Source organism: Salegentibacter salinarum (assembly GCF_900168115.1).
Classification (GTDB): Bacteria; Bacteroidota; Bacteroidia; order Flavobacteriales; family Flavobacteriaceae; genus Salegentibacter; species Salegentibacter salinarum.
Genome location: NZ_FUZC01000001.1, coordinates 504743 through 527389, shown reverse-complemented (window position 1 = coordinate 527389; position 22647 = coordinate 504743). Strand labels below are relative to the sequence as shown.

Annotated in this window: 26 protein-coding genes; 9 read left to right on the top strand and 17 right to left on the bottom strand. The window is 37.6% G+C overall.

The annotated features are described in order from the left end of the window. Positions 1-7 precede the first annotated feature (7 nt). The 3 genes from B5X53_RS02345 to B5X53_RS02335 are packed head-to-tail and all read left to right on the top strand — an operon-like array spanning position 8 to position 2057. Complete coding sequence (locus B5X53_RS02345; protein WP_159447901.1) at positions 8-799, top strand: DUF3298 and DUF4163 domain-containing protein; 792 nt, start codon at positions 8-10, stop codon at positions 797-799. A gap of 12 nt (positions 800-811) precedes the next feature. After that, positions 812-1165 carry an arsenate reductase family protein gene (locus B5X53_RS02340; RefSeq protein ID WP_079711616.1) on the top strand — a complete coding sequence of 118 codons (354 nt, stop codon included), beginning with the start codon at positions 812-814 and terminating at the stop codon, positions 1163-1165. Further along, positions 1158-2057 carry a DMT family transporter gene (locus B5X53_RS02335; protein WP_079711615.1) on the top strand — a complete coding sequence of 300 codons (900 nt, stop codon included), beginning with the start codon at positions 1158-1160 and terminating at the stop codon, positions 2055-2057. Before B5X53_RS02340 ends, B5X53_RS02335 begins: the two co-directional genes overlap by 8 nt. A 3-nt stretch (positions 2058-2060) precedes the next feature. Here the strand turns inward: B5X53_RS02335 and B5X53_RS02330 are convergent, their stop codons facing one another. After that, the gene (locus B5X53_RS02330) at positions 2061-2639 is read right to left on the bottom strand and encodes a hypothetical protein (protein ID WP_101022999.1); all 579 of its coding nucleotides are present in this window, start codon (positions 2637-2639) and stop codon (positions 2061-2063) included. Between the two features lie 123 nt (positions 2640-2762). Continuing rightward, the gene (locus B5X53_RS02325) at positions 2763-3287 is read right to left on the bottom strand and encodes an acyl-CoA thioesterase (RefSeq protein ID WP_079711613.1); all 525 of its coding nucleotides are present in this window, start codon (positions 3285-3287) and stop codon (positions 2763-2765) included. A 55-nt stretch (positions 3288-3342) separates the two neighbouring features. Between B5X53_RS02325 and B5X53_RS02320 the strand changes: the two genes are divergently transcribed. The 4 genes from B5X53_RS02320 (at position 3343) to nadD (ending at position 6419) form a co-directional block, all read left to right on the top strand. Continuing rightward, positions 3343-4308: a YheT family hydrolase gene (locus B5X53_RS02320; protein WP_079711612.1), complete on the top strand. Its 966-nt coding sequence runs from the start codon at positions 3343-3345 to the stop codon at positions 4306-4308. An 82-nt stretch (positions 4309-4390) separates the two neighbouring features. Further along, the gene (locus B5X53_RS02315) at positions 4391-5248 is read left to right on the top strand and encodes a YicC/YloC family endoribonuclease (RefSeq protein ID WP_079711611.1); all 858 of its coding nucleotides are present in this window, start codon (positions 4391-4393) and stop codon (positions 5246-5248) included. Next, on the top strand, positions 5249-5842 hold the full coding sequence (gene gmk / locus B5X53_RS02310; RefSeq protein WP_079711610.1) for a guanylate kinase: 594 nt from the start codon (positions 5249-5251) through the stop codon (positions 5840-5842). It begins immediately after the preceding gene. Next, positions 5835-6419: a nicotinate (nicotinamide) nucleotide adenylyltransferase gene (gene nadD / locus B5X53_RS02305; protein ID WP_079711609.1), complete on the top strand. Its 585-nt coding sequence runs from the start codon at positions 5835-5837 to the stop codon at positions 6417-6419. Before gmk ends, nadD begins: the two co-directional genes overlap by 8 nt. Before the next feature lie 157 nt (positions 6420-6576). Here nadD and lysM read toward each other — a convergent pair whose 3' ends face one another. Continuing rightward, positions 6577-7080, bottom strand: a complete 504-nt coding sequence (gene lysM / locus B5X53_RS02300; RefSeq protein WP_079711608.1) for a peptidoglycan-binding protein LysM — start codon at positions 7078-7080, stop codon at positions 6577-6579. A gap of 374 nt (positions 7081-7454) precedes the next feature. On the opposite strand from lysM, the gene B5X53_RS02295 reads away from it, so the two are divergent. Further along, positions 7455-8450, top strand: a complete 996-nt coding sequence (locus B5X53_RS02295; protein WP_079711607.1) for an NAD(P)H-dependent glycerol-3-phosphate dehydrogenase — start codon at positions 7455-7457, stop codon at positions 8448-8450. Here the strand turns inward: B5X53_RS02295 and B5X53_RS02290 are convergent, their stop codons facing one another. The 4 genes from B5X53_RS02290 to B5X53_RS02280 form a co-directional block, all read right to left on the bottom strand. After that, positions 8451-8846 carry a hypothetical protein gene (locus B5X53_RS02290; RefSeq protein WP_079711606.1) on the bottom strand — a complete coding sequence of 132 codons (396 nt, stop codon included), beginning with the start codon at positions 8844-8846 and terminating at the stop codon, positions 8451-8453. After that, positions 8846-9013 carry a hypothetical protein gene (locus tag B5X53_RS18985; RefSeq protein ID WP_157822059.1) on the bottom strand — a complete coding sequence of 56 codons (168 nt, stop codon included), beginning with the start codon at positions 9011-9013 and terminating at the stop codon, positions 8846-8848. The genes B5X53_RS02290 and B5X53_RS18985 overlap by 1 nt, the downstream gene beginning before the upstream one ends. Before the next feature lie 42 nt (positions 9014-9055). Next, on the bottom strand, positions 9056-10075 hold the full coding sequence (gene pheS / locus B5X53_RS02285; RefSeq protein WP_079711605.1) for a phenylalanine--tRNA ligase subunit alpha: 1020 nt from the start codon (positions 10073-10075) through the stop codon (positions 9056-9058). A gap of 66 nt (positions 10076-10141) precedes the next feature. Beyond that, entirely contained in the window at positions 10142-10498 is a 357-nt protein-coding gene (locus B5X53_RS02280; RefSeq protein WP_079711604.1) for a hypothetical protein, read from the bottom strand. Between the two features lie 203 nt (positions 10499-10701). On the opposite strand from B5X53_RS02280, the gene B5X53_RS02275 reads away from it, so the two are divergent. After that, positions 10702-11247 (top strand): CvpA family protein, encoded by a 546-nt coding sequence (locus tag B5X53_RS02275; protein WP_079711603.1) that lies wholly within the window; start codon positions 10702-10704, stop codon positions 11245-11247. A gap of 128 nt (positions 11248-11375) precedes the next feature. Here B5X53_RS02275 and B5X53_RS02270 read toward each other — a convergent pair whose 3' ends face one another. The 10 genes from B5X53_RS02270 to B5X53_RS02225 form a co-directional block, all read right to left on the bottom strand. Beyond that, the gene (locus B5X53_RS02270; protein WP_079711602.1) at positions 11376-12935 is read right to left on the bottom strand and encodes a SulP family inorganic anion transporter; all 1560 of its coding nucleotides are present in this window, start codon (positions 12933-12935) and stop codon (positions 11376-11378) included. Between the two features lie 167 nt (positions 12936-13102). After that, complete coding sequence (locus B5X53_RS02265; protein ID WP_079711601.1) at positions 13103-13357, bottom strand: hypothetical protein; 255 nt, start codon at positions 13355-13357, stop codon at positions 13103-13105. Between the two features lie 114 nt (positions 13358-13471). After that, positions 13472-14221, bottom strand: a complete 750-nt coding sequence (locus B5X53_RS02260; RefSeq protein WP_079711600.1) for a tetratricopeptide repeat protein — start codon at positions 14219-14221, stop codon at positions 13472-13474. 1 nt (position 14222) lies between these two features. Continuing rightward, entirely contained in the window at positions 14223-15977 is a 1755-nt protein-coding gene (locus B5X53_RS02255; RefSeq protein ID WP_079711599.1) for a BatD family protein, read from the bottom strand. 58 nt (positions 15978-16035) lie between these two features. Continuing rightward, positions 16036-16917: a tetratricopeptide repeat protein gene (locus B5X53_RS02250; RefSeq protein WP_079711598.1), complete on the bottom strand. Its 882-nt coding sequence runs from the start codon at positions 16915-16917 to the stop codon at positions 16036-16038. Between the two features lie 4 nt (positions 16918-16921). Beyond that, positions 16922-17968 (bottom strand): VWA domain-containing protein, encoded by a 1047-nt coding sequence (locus B5X53_RS02245; RefSeq protein ID WP_079711597.1) that lies wholly within the window; start codon positions 17966-17968, stop codon positions 16922-16924. Positions 17969-17988: 20 nt separating this feature from the next. Next, positions 17989-18993, bottom strand: a complete 1005-nt coding sequence (locus B5X53_RS02240) for a VWA domain-containing protein (protein WP_079711596.1) — start codon at positions 18991-18993, stop codon at positions 17989-17991. Beyond that, positions 18993-20627: an LPXTG cell wall anchor domain-containing protein gene (locus B5X53_RS02235; protein WP_079711595.1), complete on the bottom strand. Its 1635-nt coding sequence runs from the start codon at positions 20625-20627 to the stop codon at positions 18993-18995. Before B5X53_RS02235 ends, B5X53_RS02240 begins: the two co-directional genes overlap by 1 nt. Positions 20628-20633: 6 nt before the next feature. Beyond that, positions 20634-21500 carry a DUF58 domain-containing protein gene (locus tag B5X53_RS02230; RefSeq protein ID WP_079711594.1) on the bottom strand — a complete coding sequence of 289 codons (867 nt, stop codon included), beginning with the start codon at positions 21498-21500 and terminating at the stop codon, positions 20634-20636. Between the two features lie 67 nt (positions 21501-21567). Further along, the gene (locus B5X53_RS02225; protein WP_075325291.1) at positions 21568-22572 is read right to left on the bottom strand and encodes an AAA family ATPase; all 1005 of its coding nucleotides are present in this window, start codon (positions 22570-22572) and stop codon (positions 21568-21570) included. Between the last annotated feature and the right edge of the window lie 75 nt (positions 22573-22647).

The window sequence follows — 22647 nt, the reverse complement described above, 5'->3', positions numbered from 1 at the left end:
CTTTTATATGTCTCAAAAAATCCTTTCCCTCCTGGTTATTTTCTTAATATTCACTTCCTGTCGGGACGAAAAATCTGAAGCCGGTGTAAAACAGGTTAAGGGTGATACCGAAGCGCTGAGTTTTTATGAAGAAAGTTTTTTGCCTAAAGATTTTGAGGCTTGTAAAACCGAAAAATGCCCTAAAATAAGAGTTAATTATTTAAAATTCAGGGAAGACCGGGAGGCAGCGAAAGAAATGAATAGCTACAACCAGGAGCGTCTGATTAAAATTTTTAATAATACTGAAGTAGCTTCTGAAGCTGAAAATGTAAAGGCCGCGGTTAGTGAATTTATCCAGGATTTTCAGAATTTTAAAAGGGATTTCCCTGAAGCTCAGGCCGAATATGAAGTTGAAATTTCCCAATCGGTATTAAGTCAGACAAAAAAATTATTGGTCCTGGAAACAAATTTCTACCTGTTTACCGGTGGGGCGCACGGTTATGGTGCCACGCGTTATGCTAATTACGATATCACTTCAGGCGAATTACTTTATAAAAAAGATTTATTTTCAGATTTAGACGCTTTCACTGAATTTGCTGAAAAAGAATTCAGAAAAAAATATGAGATTCCGGAAGGAGAAAATATAAATTCCAACGGATTTTTCTTTGAAAAGGATAGTTTTGCACTTCCCGAAAATATTGCCGTTACCAAAAACCGGGTTATTCTGGTTTATAATCGGTACGAAGCTGCCAGTTATGCCGAAGGAGAATTAAAACTTTCTTTTCCAAAGAATAAAGTAAGTAAATGGCTTAACTACTAATTAAAATTAGCTATGAAAAAAGTATATCATCTCTCTACCTGCAGCACCTGCCAAAAGATTTTAAAGGAACTGGAATTACCAGATTCTTTTAAAATTCAGGACATAAAAGAAGAGGAAATTACTGCAGAACAGCTGGAAGAAATGAAAGCGCTCGCCGGAAGTTATGAAGCTTTATTTAGCCGAAGGGCTCGACTTTATCGCGAAAGAGAACTCAATAAAAAAGAGCTTTCAGAAACCGATTATAAAAAATTAATTTTAGATCATTACACATTCCTAAAAAGACCGATAATTATTAATAATAATGAAATTTTTATAGGAAATTCAAAGAAAACCGTCGCGGCGGCCAAAGCAGCGGTTCATGGATAACAAACGTATTTTGGCCATCTTCGCGGCCATTGGCGCAAGTGCGATCTACGGACTTAATCATACGATTGCTAAAGGCGTAATGCCCACTTATATTGAACCTTTCGGATTTATTTTTTTACGGGTTTTTGGTGCCGCTGTTCTTTTCTGGGGAATTAGTTTCCTGGGTCCAAAAGAAAAAATTGCAACTTCTGACTGGCCAAGAATTTTAGGTTGTGCCGTTTTTGGAATGGTCATTAATATGTTGTTTTTCTTTAAAGGTTTAAGCCTTTCCACGCCTATAAACAGTTCGGTTATTGTAACACTTTCCCCGGTTATGGTGCTAATCCTTGCTTCCGTTCTCATCAGGGAAAGAATCACATTACTTAAAACCCTGGGAATAATCGTTGGTTTGGCAGGCGCCTTGGTTTTAGTCCTTTTTAGCGCCGAAAGCACCGGGAATGCACCTAACATTCCTATGGGCAACGTACTTTTTATTGTAAACGCATTCAGCTACGGACTATATTTAATTCTCGTGAAACCGCTAACCGCAAAATATCACGCGTTTACCTTGATGAAATGGTTATTTCTAATTGGTGTTATTATTAATTTCCCAATAACCATAGGCGAATTTACCGATGTAAATTGGACGAGTTTACCTTTTGATGCGATTTGGAAAATGGCTTTTGTGGTAGCAGGAACCACATTTTCTACTTATTTACTGAATATTTATGCGCTAAAACAACTTTCCGCTTCTACCATTAGTGTTTTTATTTATATGCAACCGCTTATTGCGATTACTTATGCAATTTTAACTGGCGCAGATCAACTGAATATGGTAAAAATAGTAGCTGCCATCCTGGTATTTGTGGGAGTATATATGGTAACCAAGAAGAAAACCGAGATACGACCTTAAGTTTTAATCTCTCAGCTTTTCAGCGAGTTTTTTTAAATAATTTTTATTCCTTTTAATAGTCGAAAGTGACGCGGTATACGTATTCACTTTTCCTACGGCCGGAAAACTCAATTTATTTTTCGCAAGAGAATTTGCCAGAAGTATCTGCAAATAATTATAAGTAAGTATAATTTGCTGAAGTATATCAGTTCTTTTTTTCGTAAAACCCAGTTTTTGAGCTGTCCTTTCGTTTAAGATATAGCTTGTGCCTTCCAGGGTGATTTCTGCGGCTTCATTTTCATTATAAGATTCTGTAAGTTTTACCAGGCCTAAAATATACTGTCTTAAAATATACCTTATTCGTTGCTTCGCTTTCCAGTTTCTATCAATCAAATAATAGTAATCGAAAAGGGTTCCGCCGTGAATAATGATTTTTCCATTTTTCTCTCTTTCAGTAATAAAAAGTGGAGAATGATAGATTAATTTCCCCTGCTTTTTTCCTTGCGGTGTGTCTATAAACGGTGCCAGAACCGAGAGGATTAGTGGCGCAACAAATATGGGTAGAAGATACCATTCCAGCATTAATCCAAGAAGAACAAACACGAGTAAAACCAAAAAGGCAAGCCCGGAAAATTTAAGGATCTCCCGGGTTTGTTCTTTTTCTGATTTTATATAAAATTGATGTTTTTCGATGCGGGAATTTAATCAATTCCGCCGAGGAAGTCCCTAAAATCCTAACTTTTCCGGTTCTAAATGCTGTGGCCGTTTTCCGAATCTCCTGGTATCTTCTTTAGTTAAGATCTTAAAATCATCAGTATGGCCTAAACTGTCTAAATTATCACGCAGGGCTTTAGGTAATTTGGTAAGTTTTCTTTCCTTTAAATCTATCCAGGCGCCCATCATTTCACAACTGGCAAAATTTCGACCTTTTTCATCATAAAAATTATGCAGAAATTCAAAGTACATTCCGTCTTCTGCCAATCCTTTTAACTGTAAAGTCACCTTTATAGGTTTACCGGCAAACACTTCTTTAAAATAATAAATGTGCTCGTAAAAAACCACCGGACCAATATTATTCTTCGCCAAATCCTTCTGCCCAAAGCCGTTCTCCATTAAAAAAGCCATCCTTGTGTGGCTCATAAAATTTACATAAGCCGTATTGGCCAAATGCCTGTTTGCATCTATATCACTCCAGCGTATTTCAAATTCTTTGGTGTACATTCTCTCTATTTTTTTAATAAAATTAAGCATAAATATTATGCACGCATAATTATTTTAAAACTTAACATTCTTAACTTTGCGTGATATGCCTCTAATTAAAACCGAATATAACGCTCCAGGGATTTTTAAAAACGCGCATGTTTCCAGTATTTATGCAGCAACTTTACGCAAAGTTGACTTCCGTTTTAAGGTCAAAAATCGCATAGAATTAAGCGATGGAGATTTCCTTGATTTGGAACGAAGTTTTTATTCGACTGAAAACGAGAAAATTATCATTTTACTGCACGGACTCGCCGGAAATGCCAACCGCCCTTATATGCTCGGGATGGCAAAGCATTTTCAGGATAACGCTTGGGATGTAGCTTCAATGAATTTTAGAAGCTGCAGCGGGAAAATAAACCGACTCTACCGCAGTTACCACGCGGGTGCTACCGAAGATCTTGAGGCGGTGATAAATCATCTTCAGCAGGAAAATAAGTATAAAGAAATCGGCCTAGTGGGTTTTAGCCTGGGCGGCAATTTAATGCTGAAATATTTAGGAGAACAAAATGAGATTCCTTCAGAAATTAAATCGGCAGTAGCCGTTTCTACCCCTTGTGATTTAGGCGCTTCCCTGGAAGAACTTAACAAAACCCATAATTTTCTCTATTCAAAGCGATTTATAAAAAACCTGAAAAAGGAATTACAACTTCGGCAAACGTATTTTCCTTCAGAAATCACTAAAGAAGAAATCACACAATGTAATTCACTACTCGCCATAGATGAACTTTACACCAGTAGAGCGCACGGCTTTAAAGATGCTTCAGATTATTATAAAAAGTGCAGTTGTATAGGCTTTTTACCGAAGATTAAAATTCCTACACTTTTGCTTAACGCACAAAATGATACGTTTCTGTCACCACATTCCTATCCGGTAGAAGTGGCTAAAAACTCTGAATTTCTTCATCTTGAAATACCGAAACACGGTGGGCACGTTGGTTTTTTTCAGCGTAAAAAGTTATATTATCACGAACAGCGAGCATTAAAATTTATAAGCGAACGGAACCAATAAATCCAGAATCTGCAAAATAGGCATTGGCCGGCTTTGCGCTGCTACAGAATTGATTATCTTTGCGCAAGCTTAAAAATCACGCATGATTCAGTCAATGACAGGTTTTGGGAAAAGTATAACGCAGCTCCCATCAAAAAAAGTAACCGTTGAAATCAAGTCGCTAAACAGCAAAAATCTTGATGTAAACGCCCGAATCCCCTCGCAATACCGCGAAAAAGAACTTCAACTAAGAAATACAATTTCTAAATCGCTTACCCGCGGAAAAGTGGATTTTTCCCTTTTTGTAGAGATAACCGGCGAAGAAACTTCCGCTTCTGTAAACCAGGGAGTAGTCAAAAATTATATGCAACAACTGAAAAGTATTGTTGACGGTGACGAAACCGAGTTGTTAAAAATGGCAGTAAGAATGCCCGATGCTGTAACTACAGAACGCGAAGAAATTGACGAATCTGAATTTAAAGCAATTGAAGCCGCGGTGATTGAAGCCCTGGAGGAAATCAACCAGTTTAGAACAGACGAAGGGGAAGCTTTGGAAAAAGACCTGAAACTTCGTGTTAATAATATTGAGGCTTTACTTCAAGAAGTATTAAGAATTGATCCGGAAAGAGTGAATGCGGTAAAGGAACGCCTTAGAAAAGGGGTGGCCGATCTTAAAGAGAATGTTGACGACAACCGCTTTGAACAGGAATTGGTTTATTACATTGAAAAATTTGACATTACCGAAGAAAAAGTAAGGCTGGAAAACCACCTTGCCTATTTTAACGAAAGCATAAATTCGCAGGATTCCAACGGGAGAAAACTCGGTTTTATTTCTCAGGAAATGGGGCGTGAGATCAATACAATTGGAAGTAAATCTAACTATGCCCCTATGCAACAACTGGTGGTGCAAATGAAGGATGAGCTGGAAAAAATCAAAGAACAACTTTTAAACGTACTCTAAATGAGCGATGGTAAACTTATCGTATTCTCGGCGCCTTCAGGATCGGGAAAAACCACGATAGTCCAACATTTATTAAAGCACAAAGAATTAGACCTGGAGTTTTCTATCTCTGCCACATCTCGTGAACCAAGAGGTGAAGAAAAAGACGGGCAGCATTATTATTTCCTTTCTTTAGAGGACTTTAAAAAGAAGATAAAAAACGACGAATTCCTGGAATGGGAAGAAGTTTATCGCGATAATTTCTACGGAACTTTAAAAAGCGAAGTAGAACGCATTTGGTCTCACGGAAAAAACGTGATTTTTGATATTGATGTGGTTGGCGGACTGGATATTAAAAATATCTATCCAGAGAAAACCCTAGCGGTTTTTGTGAAACCCCCAAGTATTGAAGAATTAAAGATTCGGTTGAAAAAGCGCAAAACCGAAAGTGACGATAAAATAAATATGCGTGTGGCAAAAGCCTCAATTGAGCTGGCAACTGCCCCGCAATTCGATTTTATTATTGAAAATCATCATTTAGATACCGCGCTTCAGGAAGCTTACGATCTTGTGGCAACGTATGTAGGCGTAAAAAATTCGGCTAAAAATGAATAGGAAAGTCGGTTTGTTTTTTGGGACTTTCAATCCAATTCATATCGGGCACCTTATTATTGCCAACCATATGGCCGAATTTTCAGATTTAGATGAAGTTTGGCTGGTGGTTACTCCTCATAATCCGCATAAAAAGAAAAGTACGCTTTTAGAAAATCATCACCGGCTGGAGATGGTTTACAAAGCCTGTGAAGGTTTTGAACATTTAAAGCCTTCTAATGTTGAATTTGGCTTACCGCAACCCAACTATACAAGTACTACGCTGGCACATCTTCAGGAAAAATATCCTACAAACGAATTTTGCCCGATTATGGGTGAGGATAACCTGAAAACCTTCCACAAGTGGAAGAATTACGAAGTGATTTTGGAAAATCATCAAATATATGTTTACCCAAGAATTTCAGGCGGAAAGGTGGAAAATGAGTTTAAAGATCATCCAAAAATAACCCGCGTAATGGCTCCCGTGGTAGAAATTTCTTCAACTTTTATTAGAAAAGCGGTAAAGGAAGGAAAGTTTATAAAGCCCATGTTGCCTGATGCGGTTTGGGATTATATTAAACTGATGAATTTTTATAAATAGTCGGAATTAAAAAAAACAAAAGACTGTTTAAAAAATCTTATGTTAGCTGTTCTGGTTAGCTGATTGAACCTACTTTTTTCATTGTGGAACTACAAGCTATAGGACGTCGTCTGCCCTCAATGTAACAACCTCAAAAACTTTAAACAGTCTTTAATCTTTATTTCTTATCCAGGCGCGGAATTCGTAAAACCTGCCCCGGAAATATTTTATCGGGATCTTTAAGCATTGGTTTATTGGCTTCAAAAATCACCGTATATTTATTTGCATCGCCATAATGCTCTTTCGCTATTTTGCTTAAATTCTCACCTCTTTCAACCGTATGAAAACCAGATTCAGGTTCTTCTTTCTTAACGGCCAACCTATCATCTACCTTCGCAATTCCGCCAGAATTGCCAATTACAAGCACTATCTTTTCACGAACAGCCTGCGAATCCGCCAGGCCGTAAACTATAGCTGAACTATTTTCAATATTAATTACCGGATTTTCTACTTTTAAATCCAGGCTCTTTATAGTATTTAAGAGCTTATCTGCCGCTTTTGCATTCTCTTTTCGTATAACCTCTTTCTTCGCTTCAGAAATTTCTATGTTTTCTTCTTCCTGTTCTTTTTCTTTTCCGAAGATTTTTTCCCCGGCATCTTTTATAAATGAAAATATTCCCATATCCTTGATTACTAAGTTAGTGAAAGAAAAGTACAAAAGGAAATTTGTATCCGTCTTACTCTTAGTCCTAAATTTTTGTTAGATTTTTCAATTCTCAAACAAAAACCGCAAACCACAATAGATATTGCGAGTTTGCGGTTTTCAACTAAATAACCAACCAAAAAAACTAAGAAAATCCATTTTATATAAAAAAGAACCTCATCGTCTATAAGAGAACGCAAAAACTTGTGTAGAATTGTAAATTGGTAAAATTTATAGATGTTAAAGTTTAGTCTCGGTTTCTTTGATTATTCATTAATGTTTTGCTTTATAAGCGCAGTCTTTTTATATATACTTAGAAAATTGCTTATTTTTGAATTACAATAAAATAACCTATGGATAAGTCTCCAAAGTTTGCCGTAATTGGCGGCGGTAGCTGGGCTACTGCAATAGTTAAAATGCTAAGCGAAAATGTAGATACTATTTTTTGGTATATGCGCAGCACTTACGCTATTGAGCATATTAAAAGACAGGAACATAACCCAAATTACCTTAGCTCGGTTGAATTTGATAACGACCAGTTAGAACTAAGCAGTGATATTAATAAAACAATTGCGGCAGCAGATTATTTAATTTTTGCCATTCCTTCGGCCTTTTTAAAGCGCGAATTAGACGCGCTAACAGTTTCTTTGGAAGACAAGATAATCTTTTCGGCTATTAAAGGAATTGTGCCCGAGAGCAGCCTTATTGTGGGTGAACATTTTGAAGAATTTCACCACGTTCCCGCCGATAATATTGGAGTAATTACCGGGCCCTGCCACGCCGAAGAGGTTGCCCTGGAGAGGCTTTCTTATCTTACCATTGCCTGTACCGATGAAGAAAAGGCTAAAATCGTGGCTAAAAACCTGGACAGTGAATACATTAAATGCAAAATAAGCGATGATGTAACCGGTACCGAATATGCCGCAATGCTGAAGAATATTTACGCCATTGCAGCCGGAATTGCCCACGGATTAGGGTATGGAGATAACTTCCAGAGTGTTTTGATGAGTAACGCCATAAAAGAAATGAAACGCTTTATTAAAAAAGTACATAAGATGAAGCGAAACATAAACGATTCAGCTTATTTAGGAGACCTTTTGGTTACAGGATACTCTGTATTTAGCCGAAACCGTATGTTCGGGAATATGATTGGAAAAGGCTACACAGTCAAAAGTGCGCAGATGGAAATGAGTATGATTGCTGAAGGTTATTATGCTACCGAAAGTGCCTATAAAATAAATAAAGATAAAGGTGCAAAAACACCAATTATCAACGCTGTCTATGGCATTCTTTACGAAGGAAAAAACCCCAAAAAAGTAATTAAAAAACTGGCAGAAAAGCTTACTTAGTTATTCGGCTAAAATTCCTTTGTTTGGGATAATTGGGAGTTCGCGCAAAGCTTTTTCGTTTACGCTGTTTTTCCTGAATACATATTTCTTCTCATACATTTTACCTTCAGAAAAGAAAGTCACCTGAAACTGATTATTCAGGGCAAGCACTTCATCCTGTATGAATTCGATTTTAGCGAAAGATTTTGCAGGTAAATGTTCCAGTTTATGGCGAATGGTAGAGGTTACTTTGTTTTCATCAAAACCCTTACTCACAATTAAAGCCATCTCAATAGCTTCATCTTTATCGTTTATAAGATATGCATTCCACTCCTCTACCTTAAAAGCTTCGTTGTAGACTTTTACCGCCGCTACATAAACTTTTTCAAGCTTTGGTATATTAATGTCTTTCTTCACTAGTCTTCAATCTTATTTTTCGCCCATTTGAACAAGCCCCAAAGAATAAGTGCTGCAATAACCAATAAAATGGCCCCTAAAGCAAATTCAATTATCTCTACGGCTACCAAAATAATAATTACCCCAAGGGCAAGAATTCCGAAAATTACTAAACCAATTTTTTTCATAAAAAAGTTATTTTGCTTTAGCTTTCGGCCAAGGCAGGTTAATTAAAACGACGATTTAAACTGCTCCAGGAATCTTAGGTCGTTTTCATAGAACATTCTAATATCGCCTATTTGATAAAGCAACATTGCAATACGTTCTATACCCATTCCAAAAGCAAATCCCGAATATTCTTTAGGATCAATATTACAATTTCTAAGCACATTGGGATCTACCATTCCGCAGCCCATAATTTCCAGCCAACCGGTGCCTTTTGTAATTCGGTAATCGGTTTCGGTTTCAAGGCCCCAGTAAATATCTACTTCGGCACTTGGCTCGGTAAACGGAAAGTAAGAAGGTCTTAACCTTATCTTCGATTTTCCGAATAATTGCTCTGTAAAATAAAGCAAAGTTTGCTTAAGATCGGCGAAACTTACGTTTTTATCAATATAAAGTCCTTCTACCTGGTGAAAAATGCAGTGGGAACGCGCCGAAATTGCTTCATTTCTAAAAACCCTTCCCGGTGAAATTGTTCTAATTGGCGGTTTGTTATCTTCCATATAACGGACCTGAACCGAAGAGGTATGGGTACGTAATAATATATCCGGGTCTGTTTGAATAAAAAAGGTATCCTGCATATCACGAGCCGGATGATATTCCGGAAGGTTCAAAGCGGTAAAATTGTGCCAGTCATCTTCCATTTCGGGACCCTCAGAAACATTAAAACCGATGTTGGAAAAGATTTCAATAATCTGGTTTTTAACGATAGAAATAGGATGCCTCGCTCCAATCTCTATAGGTTCTCCCGGTCTTGAAAGATCGCCGTAAACTCCGCTCTCTTCCTCTTTACTTTCCAGGATTTCCTTAAGTTCAGCAACCTTAATTTCCGAAGCTTTTTTAAGCGAATTTACCGCCTGGCCAAACTCCTTTTTTTGCTCGTTGGGAACTTTTTTAAATGAAGCAAAGAAATCATTTAAAATTCCTTTTTTACCAAGATATTTAATTCTGAATGCTTCTACTTCCTTGGCCGATTCGGTTTTAAAAGCTTCTACTTCAGCTATATGTTGCTTTATTTTATCTATCATGAGATCCTTTTCTTTTCAGAAGGGCAAATTTAGTAAAAATGTAGTTTTAGGCAGCACGTGGCGCCTTTAATCTATGTATCCGTTATTGATAAAATAATTTACAATGGCCTCTTTCATTAAAACCGATTGCTCACCGGCTTTTAAAGTAGGTAATTGTTCTAAAATCTTATAATGTGGCCATCCTTCTTCATCAAAATAATCAAATTCATAATATCCATAAGGTTCCAGTAAACGGCAAATTGCAATATGCATTAAATCTATTTTATGGTCTTTTTTAAATTTCTTGTGTGGCTGACCTAATTCCTGAACGCCAATTACATAAATTATAGCATCCAAATCCATTGCTTCGCCATCGGCAAACTGGTTGGAAAGCTTTTTTTGCAAGCCTTCCCATCTACCTTTCAAATTTTCATCTCTTGTCATGCCACAAAGATAATATCTTAGTATTTGTAATTACTCCTTCACAGGACTGATTTCTTTGAATTAATTTGCGAAAATTTTGGCAAAGTTGTTTTACTCAATAATAAAAATTTAAAATTTCAGAGCCTTGCCACTAAAAATTAAATAATGGCTCTAATGAGTACCTCGTAAGCTTGCTCCGAGGTAGTTTTTACTATATTTGAAATATGAACACAGTAGATATCGTCCTGGCTTTAATCCTGCTTTACGGACTCGTTAGAGGTTTTTTTAGAGGCCTTCTGGCCGAAATTGCTTCCCTGGTAGGTATTGTAGCCGGAATTTACGGTGCCATTCATTTTTCTCATATTTTAAGCGATTTCTTTTCTGAAAATATGAACTGGGATTCAGATTATGTTAACCTAATAGCATTCGCCATTACATTTATTCTTATTGTTTTTCTAATTTCCCTTGCCGGAAAGATTTTAACCAAAATGGCAGGTTTTGCCGCTCTTGGTATTGTAAATAAATTACTTGGCGGTGCTTTTGGGTTATTAAAAATGGCATTTTTAACCAGCGTGGTTATTATGTTTTTTGGCGCAACTAACGAGGAAATAGATTTAGTTAGCGAAGAGAGCCTTGAGGAATCTAAATTATACGCTCCTGTAAAAACCATCGCGCCGGCAATACTTCCCTCAATTATTCGAGAAGCCCGGGAAAGAGATATTTTGAATGAAGAAAATGATTTCTTCGGAAATGAAAAAGAGGAAGTTTAAAAAGCTTTTTGATTTCTCCAGCTGCACCCACACTTTGGGCTTTTTCAGCTTAGATCCTGAAACAAGTTCAGGATGACGAATTAAAAAAACTTCTCAAACTTCCTCTAAAAAAATTCTATTCTATAGTTTTAAACCGGAACGTCCAGTCCAAAAAATCTTCTAAAACTATCAGGATTTACTACTTCACCTTTATTCGCAATAAGTTTAATAGTAATATTCTTTCGTTTAGCTTTGATAGCAAATTCATCTAAAATTTCCAGTACATCATAATCTAATACCCTGGTTTTTCTTACATCAATAATTACTGTAGAGTTCTCTGGAATTTCATTTAATTCTCTTAGAATTGCACCTTTGTTTAAGAAAGATAGCTCTTCTGCAAGAGTGATCTTGTACTCGCCGTCATTAACATCGTAACCTTCTTTATGCAGGAAGTGAGAGTTTTTGTAGCTATTAATTAAAATAACTGCAATACCTACTGCCAGTCCAAGTCCTATACCCATTAAAAGATCTAAAAATACAACCCCCAGAATGGTGATTATAAAAGGAAGGAATTGTCCTTTTCCCAATTTAAACATTTGCTTAAACAAGGCCGGTTTCGCCAGTTTATAACCTACCATTAAAAGTACAGCAGCCAATACTGCTAAAGGAATCATATTCAATACTGTTGGAATGGCGATAATGGAAATAAGAATTAAAAATCCGTGTAAAATGGCAGAAAGTTTCGTTCTACCTCCAGATTGCATATTTGTCGAACTTCTTACAATTACCTGGGTTACCGGTAACCCACCAATAAGTCCTGATATCATATTACCTGCTCCCTGTGCATAGAGCTCGCGGTTGGTGTTTGTAGTTCTTTTTAGTGGATCTAATTTATCAATCGCTTCCACACTTAATAAAGTCTCTAAACTGGCAACAATAGCAAGTGTAATAGCTACAATCCAAACTTCAGAATTCACTATTTCGGCAAAATTCGGGAAAGAGAATTGCCCAATGAAAGAAGCAGCACTATCTGGCACCGGTACAGTAACCAATTGATAATCCTGAATTCCAAAAGCAGGACCTTCTACAACAAGGTAATAAATAACTCCTATGGCTACAGCAACTAAAGGACCTGGTACAATACTGAAAATCTTATGTTTCCCGGTAAGGACTTTCTCCCATAAAAGTAGAATAGCAATGGCTACAAGGGTAATTAAAATTGCACCAAAATGAAGACTGCTGGCTAATTGACTGAATGCCGGGCCAACTCCCTGATCTATAGAGAAAATCTCCATATCACTGGCGAAACCAAGAGCATTTGGAATTTGTGATATCGCAATTGTTATACCTATACCCGCTAACATTCCTTTAATTACTGATGAGGGGAAATAATACCCAATAATTCCGGCTTTTAAGGCTCCCATTATTATTTGAATTATACCAGAAAGAACAACGGCAACAAGAAATATTTCAAAACTTCCAAGCGATTGTATCGCTCCTAAAACAATAACCGCTAAACCGGCTGCTGGACCACTAACCCCTAATTGAGAGTTAGAAATACTACCAACAACAATACCCCCAACCATACCGGCAATTAAACCGGAAAACAATGGGGCTCCACTGGCAAGTGCAATTCCTAAACATAACGGAATCGCTACGAAGAATACTACAATACTTGCCGGGAAATCTTTATTAAAATGCTTAAACATATAAAACGCTTTATTAATTGAGACCTAAGCAAAATTAGCTTAGTAGTGTCTCTATACCTAATTTTTAAAAATTGAATAGAATTTTTTATAACAACCTAAATACGAATGTTATAGCCACTGCAAAATTTGCAGTAAGTTTATAAAAATCCAGAAAAAGTTAAATTAGATTAAGCGTTTTTGGGCGGGGGAAAGATAACGTCTAAAAATACTACAGGATAACTTTCGGTATAGAAATCACCGGTATAATCCTGTTCCTGAAGAAAATGAATACTGGCGTAATTGGTGTTTTGCTCTTCAACATTAAACTCCAGGCTAATCTGGTTTTTTGAAGAACTTTCCTCTTCATTTACATTAAAGGCAAAAGAAACATCTACAGAATTATCTATATAGGCAACAATGCTAGGCGTTGCTAAAAATGCCATAAAGATAAAAGTGAGGATGTAGACCAGTGTTTTCACAGCGGCAAAAATAATAAGAAATGCTTCTAATTAGCAAGAAATACTCATACTTTAATGTTAAACTAATATCAATTTTTCTTATAGTCGCTTCAAATTATTATTTTCTATCCATCCCTGGGTGCCGTTAGAAAGCTCTAATTTCACCCATCCCTGGTAATCTTCAAGCACTTTAGCTTTTGTACCTTCATGCAGGCTGAAAGCAGTCTCAGCCCGAGGGGAAGGTTCATTTTTCACGGCTGCTTCTTCAGTAAAAATTATAGCAAATTGATTGTTGAACTGAATTTCCTGCTGGTGGAATGCAAAGAATACTGAAATTCCTCCTAATAGAAATACGAAAACTGCAGAAGCAAACAACGTACGTTTTATAAGCGGTTTTCTACTGAAATAGTAGAATAAGAAAAGTACCACAAAAATTATTGATAAAGCAATTGAAAAATATGCCCAGGTATTATAGGAAAAAGTAGAAAGAAATTGATTAATCCTTTTTTCAAAACCGGTTTCTTCTACCACCGGAATATCATCTATAGTCATACTACGTGCAAATTCAATATTATTTTGCACATCCTCATCTGTAGGATCTAACTGCAATGCTTTCTCGTAATAATAAATACTTGGAGCTACATTATTCAATTTATAATGAGCATTTCCAAGATTATAATAGGTAGCTACTGAAGTTTCTCCATTTTCGAGGATTTCTTCATATTTAGCTATGGCAGTTTCAAAATCATCGTTTGAATAGGCTTCATTAGCTTCTTCAAAAAGCGTAGAATTCTGCGCCTGCGAAGTGGCAGAAACAAGTACCAGGAAAAATAATACCAGCTTTTTCATATTAAATTTCTTTATCCAGTTTAGCAATTACCTTTACCGCCTTATCGTAATCTTCCTGCTGGGTAGAATTTGATGCCGGAGTGTACCTTGCGAATTCGCAGCTTTTTAAAACCTCAATAAACTCAGTAGAGGTTTCATCGGGAACGTTTTTTTCATTCAGAATTTCTAAAATGCGTTCTTTACTCATTTCAGAAGTTTGAATCTGAAGTTTCGCCTTTAAGTAATTATGCATTGCACGCTCCAGGGATTCATAAAAAGCCTGCTGATCGCCCAGGTTCTTTTTGGCTTCAGAAAGGTATTTTCTTGCCAGTTTATTCGCTTTCTTAAGTCGGTTTCCATGTACATCAGCTGCGATAGCTTCTCTCTTTTTTCCGAATAAAATAAAGAGTGGAATGGCGGCCAATGGTAAAAGTAGACTACTCCAATAAGTCCAGGACCTAAAAAAAGCTTGTTGTTCTAACAGCCTAAGATTGGTTTGCGTTTTTATAAACCTAAATTGTTCGGAAGGTAAATTAACCGAGCGCTTATTGTTTTCTGCAATTCCGCCGCCCGACGTATTAACCGGACCTTCTTCTACATCTATTAAAATCTCCTGGGAAGACACACTCTTATAAGTTTGCGTCTCAGGATCAAAATAGGAAAAAGTTAATGGCTGAATTGGATATTGACCTTTTCTCGTGGGCACAATAGTATAGGAATCTATAATACTGCCCTGTTTTCCATTTAAAGTGGTAGTAACGTTTTCGGCTCTTTGGGGATCGTACATTTCAAGCGAAGATGGAACTTGAAGTGAGGGTAATTCAAATAAATTTAAGTTCCCGTTTCCTCTAATTTCAACCTTTGCTTCCAATGATTCCGAAGCATCAAGCTTATCTTTAGTGGTACTTACATCCAAGCTAAATTGTCCTACTGCACCTGTAAACCCCGCCGGTTTACCATCAGGTAAGGGTTTTACGTCTATTGTTCGGGTGCCGGCCGCAACAGTTTTATTAACGGTTTTATAAATCCTGCTACCAAAAATGTCACGTCTGTCACTGGGAACATCTACAGAAACTGACAAAGTGAGCGGTTCAAGCTCCAGCTCACCGGTTTTCTGCGGATAAAGGACTGCTTTTTTAAGTACCACATATCGATAAGGTTCTCCTCTATACTCACCATTTTCCGGTCTCAATTCCCTTATTTCAATATTTTGACTCCAGAAATCTGAAAACTTAGGGCTGTCTACTTCCCTGAAATTGCTCACACTAATTCGCGGACTCACAAATAGTTTATAAACTACGGTAATTCCTTCATTTAAATAAGGATTAGGATTAGAAACCTCGGCAACTAAATGGAGATTATCTGAAGCTATTAGATCTGAATTATCGCCATCTTTAGGTTCGTCTACCGCAGCGGTTACCTGGATATCTATTGGTGTGGTTTTATACGTTTTATCATCTATAGTAATTTCAGCCTGGGCAATGGTCTTGCTCCCGCGGGAATTGGGCTGTAAATAATAAGAATACGTCTTTGAATAAGTACGATCGCCATTAATCCAGCGATTGCTCACCGACTGGTTTGGACCACCCACAACTGTAAAACCATCAAAAGAAGGAGGACGAAAATTATCGCCATCCTGGTTCATTTCAAAATCTACCCTAAGGCGTTCGTTTACACCAAGTTTGTCTTTGCTCACTTTGGCTTCGAACTTTACTTGGGCCTGTAAACCAAAGCCGGCAAATAATAAAATGCTAAGTATTAAAAACTTCAACTTCATCTATAAAATTCCTTTCTTTAAGATAAGTATGATTTTGGAAAGAAGTGTATCAAAAATTTTACCAATCTTTTTCAGATTGCACTTTGGCACCTTTTTGTTTTTCCGCATTTACTTTATCCTGCACCTTTCTTTCTTCATTACTCATTGCTTCCAGTAAACTTTGAATTTGCTCTGGTGACAATTGTCCCTGAGAAGGTTGAGGTTGCCCGTCCTCGGGTTGCTGCTCCTCATCTTCCTGGTTACCCTGGCCTTCCGGCTGCTCCTGCTCGTCCTGGTCGCCTTCCTGCTCTTCCTGATCCTGGTTCTGTTGATCCTGATCACCTTCATTATTACCCTCACCATCCTGATCCTGCTGATCTTCGTTTTCCTGCTCCTGGTCCTGATCCTGATTTTCCTGGTCTTGCTCGTCCTGATCTTCATTTTCATCATCGCCACCGTCCTGGTTATCGTCCTGTTGCTCCTGCTCTTCTTCCAACATCTTTTTGGCCAGCGCTAAATTATACCGGGTTTCATCATCAGTGGGATCATTTCTCAATGCATCTTTATAAGCATCTACCGCTTCCTGATACATTTTTTGCTTCATATAAGCATTCCCCAAATTATGGTGGGCCTTGTGTTTGGCAGTCTTAGTATCTGCAACCTCTGCAGCCTCTTTAAAACGTTGTGCAGCTTGCGGGGTATTCTCACGGGTATAATACATATTCCCCATATTATACCTCGCCTCAGCGTTCTCAGGATCCTTGGCGATGGCTTTTCTATAAGCCGCCTCGGCTTCTGGAAAATTATTTTCACCTAAAGCAACATCGGCATCCTGCATCAATTGCCGGGCTTCTTTTTGAGCTCTTTCTCTTTCCTTATCACTTTGTTGCTGGGCAACAACCGGCAAGGAAAGCAAAAACCCAAAAATTATTAATAATATGTTTGCTGAAAAACCTCTCATTGAATCACTCCTCTGTTTTTCTTTTTTCGTTGAATAAATTAAGCTTCCTTATCCAGCCGGTTTTTCTTTCCAGCATAAATACATCCAGTAAAAGCAATAAGATTGCCAAACCAACAAACCACTGAAACTGGGATTTATAATCGGCAAATTGTTTTGCTTCAAATTCTGTTTTTTCAATGGTAAGCAACTCTTCCTGAACTTTTTCGGTTACCTCAGCAGTTACGCTTCCATCTATATATTCGCCATTTGTTTCCTTAGCAATTTCTTCAAGAATTGCGGGATCAAGTTTTGTAATTACTGTTTCTCCCTGGCTGTCTTTTTTATAATTCTGAACTACTCCATTTCTCTTAATAGGAATTGGTCCTCCCTTAGTTGTTCCTACCCCTATTGTGTAAATTCTAATCCCGGCTTCGGCGGCTCGTTCGGCCATATCTTCAACATTTCCTTCGTGATCTTCACCATCACTTAGAATAAACATTACGCGGTTAGTTTGCTGGTTATCGTCAAAAAAACCGGTAGCTAAATCTATAGCATCCCCAATTGCGGTTCCCTGGGAAGAAATCATATCGGTATTTAAACTTTCCAGGAACATCTCTGCCGAACCATAATCTGTAGTAATTGGCAACTGCGGAAAAGCGCTCCCTGCATAGGCTATAATTCCTACGCGATCACTTCCTAAATTGCCTATAATTTGCCGTACTAATTGTTTCGATTTCTCTAATCTATTGGGCGCAATATCTTCGGCCTCCATACTTTTTGAAACATCTACCGCAAACACAATATCTACACCTTCGCGTTTTACTGTTTCTAACTGTGAACCTAATTTGGGATTTACAAGGCCAAAAATTAAGCTAGCAAAAGCGCCAAGGATGAGCAGTAATTTTACAACAGGCTTAAATGCCGATTTGTTTGGTGATAAAAAAATTAGAAGTTCGGGTTTGGCAAATCTTGAGCGCGAACGCTTTTGCCAAAGCCTGAAAATAAGGTACAGCAAGATTACTACCGGAATAAGTAGTAAAAGCCATAAATATATTTTCTCTTCTAAAATCATTAAAATTTTCTTTCCAATTTTTAAATAAACCCTCTAAATAAAGTATATCTCAAAATAACTTCAAAAAGCAGTAAACCTAAAGCCAGTAAAGCATAAGGCCTGAATTTCTCAGTATAATTATAATACCTAAATTCTTCTATTTCAGATTTCTCCAGGCTATCTATTTCTTCATAGATCTCTTCCAGCGTTTCATTATCAGTTGCCCTAAAATATTTTCCACCGGTATCTGCGGCAATTTGCTGCAATAAAGCTTCATCTATCTCCACTTTCTGGACCCCATATTGAAACTTTCCGTTAGCTAATATATTTACCGGGGTAAGCGCATTACCATTGCTTCCCACGCCAATGGTATAAGTTTTAATATCGAATTCCACCGCTAATTCACTGGCGGTTTTAGGATCTATAAATCCTGAATTATTTACACCATCTGTCAGTAAAATGATCACTTTACTTTCTGCATCACTATCTTTTAACCGGTTAACCGAAGTAGCCAAACCTGAACCAATTGCCGTCCCGTTTTGCAGCACATCGCTGTATTCAATTTCTTCAATAGCCCTAAGTGCAATGCCTTTATCACTAGTAATAGGCGTTTTTGTAAAACTTTCACCTGCAAAAAGCACCAGGCCAATTCTATCTGTAGGCCGATTTTCTATAAACTCCGCTCCAACTTCTTTTACAGATTCCAGGCGATTTGGTTCAAAATCGCGCGCCAGCATACTTGCCGAAACATCTATGGCCATTACAATATCTATACCCCTTATATTGCTGCTTTGCGTGGTAACATCTACCGTTCTTGGTCGCGCCATTGCAACAATTAATAATGCTAAGGCCAGTAATCGCAATACAAATAATATTGGTTTTAATTTTGAAAGCAGCGATTGCTTTACTTTAAAACCTTTTACGCTAGACATTCTAAGTTCTGGCGTTTGCTGTTTTCGTTTCCAGAAATACCAGGCCGTTGCCGGCAAAAGCAGCAAGAACAGCCAGAAAAATTCCGGATTTTCGAATGTATAGTTAGCAAACATTAATTAGACTGATTTTTTAATTCTATAGAATTTTCTACGCGTTGTAATATCTCTTCGGCATATTCATCATCTTCATCAAAGACCACCATCACCTGCTGAAAACCACCATTCTCACCGAAATTCAGTATAGCATATTCTTTTTGAATCGGTCCGCCGGTAATTGGGTTTTCAAGATTAAAAGTTCCAAAAACCTTAATTCCTTCTGCATTATTAATGGTAGAAAAATCTTCTTCTTTCATAATAATATTGCTGGCACCCTGGTTTTCTAAATTTTCATAAATTCCATCTACCGCTTTATCAAGGTTAAAATCACCTTCCGGATTTACAGGCCCGGTAATTAGTAAAATATATAGATTGCTTTCCAGCGTTCCGGAATCAAAAGTTTCACTACCCAGCAACATTTCTTGAAGCTCATCGTCACGATCCACCGCTTTTCTTACAAGCACTTCAGGCGTGGTTATGGTAACCGTTGGCGTACCATATTCACTTCTAATCCAATCGCCTTCCAATAATTCTTTGGTTTCATTTCCTAAAACTGAATCTTTCACATAATCAAAGCCCCGGGTGTTTACTAAAACCACTATGACAATGATTCCTAAAATCAATACGCCACCAATTATAGCCAGGATTTTATTTCTTCTTTTGCGCTTTAATTTCTCGGTTCGATATTTTTCATCCAACATCAGTTCTTCTTCGGTTGGTTCGGGAACTACCTGGCGAATGTCTTTTATAAGGTGTTCAGCTTTAGTTCTATCACTTTTTGCGGTAATTACATCCGGGCGCGAATTAGCAAATTTGGCTAAATCGGCACGCTTTAGTAATTGCTGGAGGTTATCTATAGATTTATCTTTCAGACTTAATTCTCCCGATTGTTTTCTTAACTCCAGGTAAGCGATAAGTTCTGATGTTGTGCTTTCCAGCGCCCTGTCATAGATTTTCCTGTCCAGATATTTTCTTACAATGAATGCAAGTTGGGAGTAATATTCCTTGATTTCCCGGTCTTGTAATAAAGATGAATTATCTAATTGCTTAAGCTCGAACATAGCCTGTTCGTAAGGTGGTAATTCGGGCTCTGCTTCTTTTCTTTTCTTTCTTCTTCTGAAAAAATAAAAAGCAAGTCCAAGAATCACTAAAGCAGCCAGCAGCCACCAAATCCAGTTTGGAATGCTGAAAGGTTTTGGAACATCTACCGCCGGTTTTATAGGATACATTTTTTGGCGGGTGGTATCAACCTTTACATCGGCCACCTCAACTCTAAAAGAATCGGTTAAATATTCACGATTTTGAATAATAACTTTTTGCTGAGGAATGGTGTATGCACCGGAATCGAACCGGGTAAGTGAATATTTCTTTAAAAGCCTATAGCGGTCTTCTACCGTAGTCGTATCGGCGCCTAAAGATTCTACCATTTCCATAGGATCAAAAGTTTGTCCTTCAGGAAAAACTACTAAATCGGTAGAATCGGTTTCTACTTCAATACTAAAAATGATTTGCTCGCCGATTTTGATGGAAGAAGAATCTATTTCGGCATTAATTTGAGGTTGCTGGGCAAAAACCTGAAAAGATAACAACAGAAAAAGCAGTAAGGCTGCCGCTTTATAACTTTTTATGGTTGTTGTAAATCTTTTATTCATTTGTTTCTAACCTCTTCTTTTAAAATAACCCAGTAATTTTTTTACGTAACTTTCATCGACGCGATTATTGATCACGCCTGCGCCGCTAAGGGTAAAACTTTCATTGAAATAAGCTGCTCTTCCGCGATAATATTCAGCATAATTTCTTCTAACCGATTTAGAACCAGTATTTACGGTAACATATTCGCCAGTTTCCTCATCCAACATTTGTACCAATCCTAAATTTGGGATTTCCTCCTCAGCCGAATCGTAAACCCTGATTCCCGTAACATCGTGTTTATTGCCCGCAATCTTTAAAGTCTGCTGATAATTATCGTCCATAAAATCTGAAAGCATAAAGACAATGGCCTTTTTCTTCATCACATTAGATAGGTATTTTATGGCGACCGCTATATCGGTTTTTTTAGATGTCGGTTTGAACTCTATTAACTCCCTGATTATTCGCAATACGTGATAACGCCCTTTCTTTGGCGGAATATAAAGTTCAATTTTATCTGAAAAAAGCATCAGCCCAATCTTGTCGTTGTTTTGTGTTGCCGAAAAAGCTAAAGTTGCAGCAATTTCAGTAATCACATCTTTTTTAAGCTGATTTTGAGTTCCGAAGAATTCTGAACCCGAAACATCTACCATAAGCATCATGGTGAGTTCGCGCTCTTCTTCAAAAACCTTAATAAAAGGTTCGCTGTAGCGGGCGGTTACGTTCCAATCTATATTTCTAACATCGTCACCAAACTGGTATTGCCGCACTTCGCTAAATGTCATCCCCCGGCCTTTAAAAGTAGAATGATATTCCCCGCCAAAAACGTGATCGCTCAAACGCCGGGTTTTTATTTCAATCTTTCTTACTTTTTTTAAAAGCTCTTTGGTATCCATCAGGAAGCGGTTGTGTTTTTACACAGCAATTAATTGGAAAATGCGATAATTTGGCGAACTATAAGTTTTATGGAACTTCTATCTCATTCACTATTTTATGCACAATATCTTCTGAAGTTACATTTTCGGCTTCAGCCTCGTAGGTAATTCCAATTCTATGGCGAAGCACATCTAAGACCACCGCCCTAACATCTTCGGGAATTACATAACCACGACGCTTTATAAACGCATAACATTTTGAAGCTCTGGCCAGGTTAATACTTCCCCTTGGGGAGGCGCCAAAACTTATTAAAGGTTTTAGATCTTTTAAATTATATTTTTCAGGATTTCTGGTCGCAAAAATAATATCAAGGATATATTTTTCAATCTTTTCATCCATATAAACTTCCCTAGCAGCTTGTTGTGCACGTAAAATTTGCTCGATACTCACCACAGGATTTACCTTTGGAAATTCCCCTCGTAAATTGGCGCGCATAATTAACTGCTCATCGTTTATTTCAGGGTAATCTATAACTGTTTTCAGCATAAAACGGTCAACCTGGGCTTCCGGCAAAGGATAGGTCCCTTCCTGCTCCACCGGGTTTTGCGTGGCCATTACTAAAAATGGTTTGTCTAAAATAAAAGTTTCTTCGCCTATGGTTACTTGCTTTTCCTGCATAGCCTCCAGCAAAGCCGATTGAACCTTAGCGGGAGCCCTGTTAATCTCATCTGCCAGCACGAAATTGGCGAAAATAGGTCCTTTTTTAATGCTGAAATCATTCAGCTTCATATTATAGATCATAGTTCCCACAACATCTGCAGGCAAAAGATCTGGGGTAAACTGAATCCTGCTGAAACTACCGTGAACGGCTTGAGAAAGTGTATTAATTGCCAGGGTTTTTGCCAAACCGGGAACCCCTTCCAGCAAAATATGACCCTGCCCCAATAAACCTATAAGCAAGCGTTCCATCATATGCTTTTGTCCTACTATTACCTTATTGACTTCGGTATTTAGTAAATCTACAAAAGCACTTTCCCTCTCTATTTTTTCATTTAAACTTGCAATATCTACAGAGGCGTTGTTATCTATCATTTTATGCGTATTTAAGACCTTGAATTCGAGGCCGCAAATTGGAAAATTATTAGCGTTTCTGCTGTTAATGTATGG

What these genes read in the sequence shown, in the direction of transcription:
- B5X53_RS02245 (WP_079711597.1), bottom strand. Translation starts at nt 17,968, where the DNA reads ATGATTTTAGAAGAGAAAATATATTTATGGCTTTTACTACTTATTCCG.
- B5X53_RS02275 (WP_079711603.1), top strand. Translation starts at nt 10,702, where the DNA reads ATGAACACAGTAGATATCGTCCTGGCTTTAATCCTGCTTTACGGACTC.
- gmk (WP_079711610.1), top strand. Translation starts at nt 5,249, where the DNA reads ATGAGCGATGGTAAACTTATCGTATTCTCGGCGCCTTCAGGATCGGGA.
- B5X53_RS02315 (WP_079711611.1), top strand. Translation starts at nt 4,391, where the DNA reads ATGATTCAGTCAATGACAGGTTTTGGGAAAAGTATAACGCAGCTCCCA.
- B5X53_RS02240 (WP_079711596.1), bottom strand. Translation starts at nt 18,993, where the DNA reads ATGTTTGCTAACTATACATTCGAAAATCCGGAATTTTTCTGGCTGTTC.
- B5X53_RS18985 (WP_157822059.1), bottom strand. Translation starts at nt 9,013, where the DNA reads ATGAAAAAAATTGGTTTAGTAATTTTCGGAATTCTTGCCCTTGGGGTA.
- B5X53_RS02235 (WP_079711595.1), bottom strand. Translation starts at nt 20,627, where the DNA reads ATGAATAAAAGATTTACAACAACCATAAAAAGTTATAAAGCGGCAGCC.
- B5X53_RS02270 (WP_079711602.1), bottom strand. Translation starts at nt 12,935, where the DNA reads ATGTTTAAGCATTTTAATAAAGATTTCCCGGCAAGTATTGTAGTATTC.
- lysM (WP_079711608.1), bottom strand. Translation starts at nt 7,080, where the DNA reads ATGGGAATATTTTCATTTATAAAAGATGCCGGGGAAAAAATCTTCGGA.
- pheS (WP_079711605.1), bottom strand. Translation starts at nt 10,075, where the DNA reads ATGATAGATAAAATAAAGCAACATATAGCTGAAGTAGAAGCTTTTAAA.
- B5X53_RS02325 (WP_079711613.1), bottom strand. Translation starts at nt 3,287, where the DNA reads ATGCTTAATTTTATTAAAAAAATAGAGAGAATGTACACCAAAGAATTT.
- nadD (WP_079711609.1), top strand. Translation starts at nt 5,835, where the DNA reads ATGAATAGGAAAGTCGGTTTGTTTTTTGGGACTTTCAATCCAATTCAT.
- B5X53_RS02230 (WP_079711594.1), bottom strand. Translation starts at nt 21,500, where the DNA reads ATGGATACCAAAGAGCTTTTAAAAAAAGTAAGAAAGATTGAAATAAAA.
- B5X53_RS02255 (WP_079711599.1), bottom strand. Translation starts at nt 15,977, where the DNA reads ATGAAGTTGAAGTTTTTAATACTTAGCATTTTATTATTTGCCGGCTTT.
- B5X53_RS02335 (WP_079711615.1), top strand. Translation starts at nt 1,158, where the DNA reads ATGGATAACAAACGTATTTTGGCCATCTTCGCGGCCATTGGCGCAAGT.
- B5X53_RS02250 (WP_079711598.1), bottom strand. Translation starts at nt 16,917, where the DNA reads ATGAGAGGTTTTTCAGCAAACATATTATTAATAATTTTTGGGTTTTTG.
- B5X53_RS02260 (WP_079711600.1), bottom strand. Translation starts at nt 14,221, where the DNA reads ATGAAAAAGCTGGTATTATTTTTCCTGGTACTTGTTTCTGCCACTTCG.
- B5X53_RS02280 (WP_079711604.1), bottom strand. Translation starts at nt 10,498, where the DNA reads ATGACAAGAGATGAAAATTTGAAAGGTAGATGGGAAGGCTTGCAAAAA.
- B5X53_RS02320 (WP_079711612.1), top strand. Translation starts at nt 3,343, where the DNA reads ATGCCTCTAATTAAAACCGAATATAACGCTCCAGGGATTTTTAAAAAC.
- B5X53_RS02345 (WP_159447901.1), top strand. Translation starts at nt 8, where the DNA reads ATGTCTCAAAAAATCCTTTCCCTCCTGGTTATTTTCTTAATATTCACT.
- B5X53_RS02340 (WP_079711616.1), top strand. Translation starts at nt 812, where the DNA reads ATGAAAAAAGTATATCATCTCTCTACCTGCAGCACCTGCCAAAAGATT.
- B5X53_RS02225 (WP_075325291.1), bottom strand. Translation starts at nt 22,572, where the DNA reads ATGATAGATAACAACGCCTCTGTAGATATTGCAAGTTTAAATGAAAAA.
- B5X53_RS02295 (WP_079711607.1), top strand. Translation starts at nt 7,455, where the DNA reads ATGGATAAGTCTCCAAAGTTTGCCGTAATTGGCGGCGGTAGCTGGGCT.
- B5X53_RS02265 (WP_079711601.1), bottom strand. Translation starts at nt 13,357, where the DNA reads ATGGCATTTTTAGCAACGCCTAGCATTGTTGCCTATATAGATAATTCT.